Origin of the sequence: Saccharopolyspora sp. (assembly GCF_017434145.1) — a bacterium.
GTDB classification, from domain to species: domain Bacteria; phylum Actinomycetota; class Actinomycetes; order Mycobacteriales; family Pseudonocardiaceae; genus Saccharopolyspora_C; species Saccharopolyspora_C galaxeae.
In genome coordinates, this window is the sequence record NZ_JAFRFW010000116.1 from 1 (window position 1) to 4,234 (window position 4,234).

General features: G+C 67.1%; 6 protein-coding genes. 3 read left to right on the plus strand and 3 right to left on the minus strand.

Features of this window, described 5'->3' with window-relative positions; genetic code table 11:
* Positions 1-90: 90 nt before the first annotated feature.
* From IJH84_RS03065 to IJH84_RS03075, 3 genes are all read right to left on the minus strand, one after another.
* Positions 91-855, minus strand: coding sequence for a PRC and DUF2382 domain-containing protein (locus IJH84_RS03065; protein WP_295139936.1), 765 nt, complete (start codon positions 853-855; stop codon positions 91-93).
* A gap of 413 nt (positions 856-1,268) precedes the next feature.
* Positions 1,269-1,841 (minus strand): GNAT family N-acetyltransferase, encoded by a 573-nt coding sequence (locus IJH84_RS03070; RefSeq protein ID WP_295139938.1) that lies wholly within the window; start codon positions 1,839-1,841, stop codon positions 1,269-1,271.
* A gap of 124 nt (positions 1,842-1,965) precedes the next feature.
* On the minus strand, positions 1,966-2,421 hold the full coding sequence (locus IJH84_RS03075; protein WP_295139946.1) for an Asp23/Gls24 family envelope stress response protein: 456 nt from the start codon (positions 2,419-2,421) through the stop codon (positions 1,966-1,968).
* Between the two features lie 688 nt (positions 2,422-3,109).
* On the opposite strand from IJH84_RS03075, the gene IJH84_RS03080 reads away from it, so the two are divergent.
* The 3 genes from IJH84_RS03080 to IJH84_RS03090 all read left to right on the plus strand — a co-directional run bounded on the left by IJH84_RS03080 (position 3,110) and on the right by IJH84_RS03090 (position 4,149).
* The gene (locus IJH84_RS03080) at positions 3,110-3,313 is read left to right on the plus strand and encodes a cold-shock protein (protein ID WP_295139940.1); all 204 of its coding nucleotides are present in this window, start codon (positions 3,110-3,112) and stop codon (positions 3,311-3,313) included.
* Between the two features lie 426 nt (positions 3,314-3,739).
* A complete protein-coding gene (locus tag IJH84_RS03085; RefSeq protein WP_295139942.1) occupies positions 3,740-3,973 on the plus strand; it encodes a hypothetical protein in 234 nt (77 codons plus the stop codon).
* Positions 3,970-4,149 (plus strand): DUF2188 domain-containing protein, encoded by a 180-nt coding sequence (locus tag IJH84_RS03090; protein WP_295139944.1) that lies wholly within the window; start codon positions 3,970-3,972, stop codon positions 4,147-4,149. The genes IJH84_RS03085 and IJH84_RS03090 overlap by 4 nt, the downstream gene beginning before the upstream one ends.
* Positions 4,150-4,234: the final 85 nt, after the last annotated feature.

Below are 4,234 nucleotides of genomic sequence, written 5' to 3' on the forward strand. Positions count from 1 at the left end.
TCAGCGATTCCGACCCCGCTGGTACGAGGATCGCGTTGACCAAGGTTGGTTTCGCTGCCGATGGGGTCTTGTCCCTGTTATCCGGGCCCCTTAGCGCCGGTTCGTCTCGATGTCGCTGTCGGTATCGATGTGTTCCTTGCGAACCTCGCCGGACACGGTCTCGTCCTCGTCGACCCGGTCCTTGCTCATGCGCACTCGTTCCTTCGGGACGGTTTCGGTCCCCGTGACGGGCCGCTCCTCGTGCAGCGTTACCTCGTGCTCTTCTTCGGAGATCGCAGGACCGCTGCGGGCCTCGTCGCGGTTGGCCTCGGTGATCGGTTCCCGCTCGATCCGGACCTCCTCGTGCGAGACCGGTACGGTGATCTGCTCGGTCTCGGTGACGACGTACTTGCGCAACCGCACGCGGCCGGATTCACGCCGCTCGGTACCGGCTCGCAAGTGCTCCTCCGAGCGGGTCATCGCCTCATCCGTGGTCGGACCGGACGTGTCCTGACCGGCAGCGCCGCTGCCTGCGGTTCCCCGACCGGTCCCATTCCCGTAGTGGGAGTAGAGCCGCTCTTCCTCGGCAGAATCGAGGTGCTCGCCGGCGGGGTCGATACGGGGCGCGTCCCGGACCTGCTCCTTGCTGTGCGGGGTCTGCAGCTGACCCTGCGACCGCTTCTGCAGAGCATCCATGGGCAGGAACGATTCGTGATTTCCGAACATGCCGGTCTGGACCGTCGTCCACTCCGGTTTCCCGGTGGTCTCGTCGTGCCAGATCTGGCCGATCTTGCCGATCTTCTGGCCCGAGGAGTCGTAAACGGTCTGACCGGGCAAGTCGGCCAAACGCTGTTGCTGTTGTGTTCCGTTGGTCATCATCGGTCCCTTCTCCGACCCCGCGAATCTCCGAGGTCGCGTGGGGAGTAGTTGCGTCATCGCTGCCGTCTCGAGCGGCCAGCATCGAGAACATGACAAGGCCTGGGAGACAGCCCGGCAGGCGCAACGCGGCTGTACGCCCTCGGCCCGTTCGGCGGTGAACCGCCGGATGTGCCGCAGCTGCGGCAGGGCCCTTCTTCAACGCGCGTGATCTTCCGACGTCACCCGACGTACCCTCGATCACCGGTGTTCACACACCGCGGCGACGAACGCGGCCGTGCGCTGCGCCGAGCATTCCGACAACGGAGCAGGCAAAACGGCGTCTTCGGTCGCGAGGCCTTCCGCCCCTTTATCCGGCCTTTGGGCACCAGGAGTTCTGGTTGTCCACAACCGACCGTGCGGAAGCCGGGAAGCTACTCGGCCTCGAAACCAGGTGGCAGCGTGCCCTGCTGCACCTGGTCGAAATCAGCGGGGCGGAGCCGGTACAACTGCATGGTCGACCCGAAGTACTTGCTGGTCTCCCCCACCCATTCCATGCCGTTGCGGCGCACGAAGGTGGCGGCGCGCGTGTTGTCCGGCCGGACGACCGCGAACAGCTCATCGACGTCGTGCTGGAAAGCCCACTGCGCCAATGCGTAGGTGGTCTCGCTGGCGTATCCCCGCCCCCATGCCGAGGGATGCAAGTGCCATCCCAGCTCGAGGTCCACTCCTCCTGGGGGCAGCGGCAGCAGCGTCGCCCCACCGAGCACCGTCGCGTCATCTCGGCGCTGAATGCACCACCACCCGGTGGGCGGTGGCGCCCGCAAGTCCTCGACGATCCACTGCCGCACCAGCACCTGCATCGCTGCCAGGTCGGGCACCTGCTCCATGATCGGGCTGAGCCAGCGGGCGACCTCCGCGTGCCCGTAGACCTCCAGTGCCGCGGCTGCATCGTCGATTTCCCAGCTTCGCAGCACCAACCGATCCGTCACCAGACGTGCAGCCATACCCAGCAGCCTAGGCAGACTCCCGCACGGCAGCAGTTCGTCGGATCAACGCCGAGACAAGGAGCGGCGCCCGGCTCATCGTGCGTCAGAACGGGCGCGCGCACCTCCAGCCGCCTTGCCCGTTTCACTCGACGCGGCCACCGGAAGACTGCCGCGCCTCACCCGACGACTCCTCGGACCCCTCATCCAGGTGCACATCGTTGACCGAAATGTTCACTTCCACCGTCTCCATCCCGGTCATCTCCTCGACGCACGAGATGACGTTCCGGCGCACCGACCTCGCCAGCTCCACGATCGAAACCCCGTACTCGACGCTGAGATCGAGGTCCACCGCCGCGTGCTTCTCACCGACCTCGACCCGCACACCTGAGGTCGACGAGGTCGAACCCCCCCCGGGGATGCGCTCGCGCACCGCACCACCGGCACGTGTGGTTCCGCCGCCCATGGAGTGCACGCCGGACACCTCCCGGGTAGCCATCCCGGCGATCTTCTGGACCACCGACGCCGCGATGGTGGTCCTGCCGCGCCCCGTTTCCTGCGCGGGCTGCGCGGACTCGCCGCTACCACGACTCTGCGGGATCCGCGCCTCCTGCTCGTCCACCGACGACCGCACGTCGGCGCGCTCCGAACTACCTTGAGCCACTGCAAATCACCTCTCCGCAGACATCAGCGACCAGGCGAGTTCCTGCTGGCCACCGCTTACTCGAACGCTGTTTCCACCGCCGAACCACGCCCCCGTCACGCCGGGGTCGCGGCACCGGCCCGATCGGTCCGGGGCTGCCATGCGTGCCCGCGTGCTGGCTGCGGAACGCGAAAATGTCGCACGGCGATGGGAGCGCTCCCAGTCAGGTACCCGGCTCTTGGCCGGGGGATGCTTGGAGGAACCCGCTCGACCCGACCGCACTGATCGTCCCGGAGGGCAAGCTCGGCGGTAGCGGATTCCGGGGAGCCGGGGCGTAGCGCAAGCGGGTCGGCTGCACCGGGCAGCGGGGCGCAGAGGTGTTTCGCCTGGTTTCGCGCCGCCGTCGGCTCAACCACCTCGACCGGTCGCGGCGGCGTGGCGATGGCAAGATCGCGAACGAGGTGTAGTGTTCGTGGTGGTCGTTGTTTCTGGGTTCGTGTTCGCGCACGCTCGCAGGATGTTGGTGCGGGCGAGCTGCTGTCTTTGGTGTTGCTGGAGTTGAGCCGCCGTCTGAGATCCCCGGCCCGGGATCGTCGCGCGGTGCGGCGGCCCGTGATACTTCCCATCTCTCGAACGGAGACAGCACATGACGAACGGAACCGTGAAGTGGTTCAACTCGGAGAAGGGCTTCGGCTTCATCGCCCCTGACGAGGGCGGGCCGGACGTGTTCGTGCACTACTCGGCCATCGACGACACCGGCTTCCGCAGTCTCGAGGAGAACCAACAGGTGACCTACGAGGTGACCCAAGGCCCCAAGGGCGCCCAGGCAGAAGTCGTCCGCGCGATCTGAGAGCACGCTCGGTGCCCCGGATGCGGGGCACCAGTGCACCGCATCCGGCACTGCTCCCGCGCCCATAACCGGCGCGGTCGAGCGGTGTCGATCCGGGCTGCGCTCTCGCGCCTGAGCCCGCTAGTCGTGCCGAACAGCCCACCGCGGGCGCACGATATCCCGGCGAGCTTTCTCGCCCGCACACTTTTCCGCCCGGTAGAGCCGAGTTCGTGTCCTTCGCCGAGGGCCGGCTCCCGCGCGACGTTCCCGAATCCAGCCGCCTGCAGCCGCGACCGCTCGCGTCAGGTCGGTTGGACTCTCCTATTGCATCGGAGTCCAATGCGGACAGTCATCCCCCATCCCACTTCCCCAGCCGCCTTCACAGTAGCCGGTGACATCACCGGATCCGGAACATCGGCACTGGCCGAGAGGTTGTGGCCGCACCTGTTGACAGCGCCATCGAACACGGTCCTCGACCTCTTCGCGACCGGCGCCATCGACGACGCGGGCATCGATCTACTCGCCGCCGTGCACACCTATGCGGTGCATCGCGGGCTGGCATTCAGCGTGATCAATGCACATTTCAGGCTGCAGGACTCGTTGCTGGCCGCGGGAGTGCGCACATCGGCGCCGCAGGCCGCGTCCACACCGGCACGGCTGCACACCGCCGCGAACGCATGATCCGGCACACCAGATACATCTCCCGCACGCCGTCCGACGATGCGTGGCAGATCACCGATGCCGACGGCCAGCACACCGCCCGGCTCACCGGCACCGAGAAAGACGCCATCGCACGCGCCCATTGCCAACTCGCCTCCTACGGCGGCGGCAACGTGCTGGTCACCGACCTCGAGTGACAGCATTCCCGGCCACCGCCGCGGGACACGGACATCGGTGCGGTCGCGGCCACGGGGCTAGCATCGGGGGCATGGCTAAGATCGA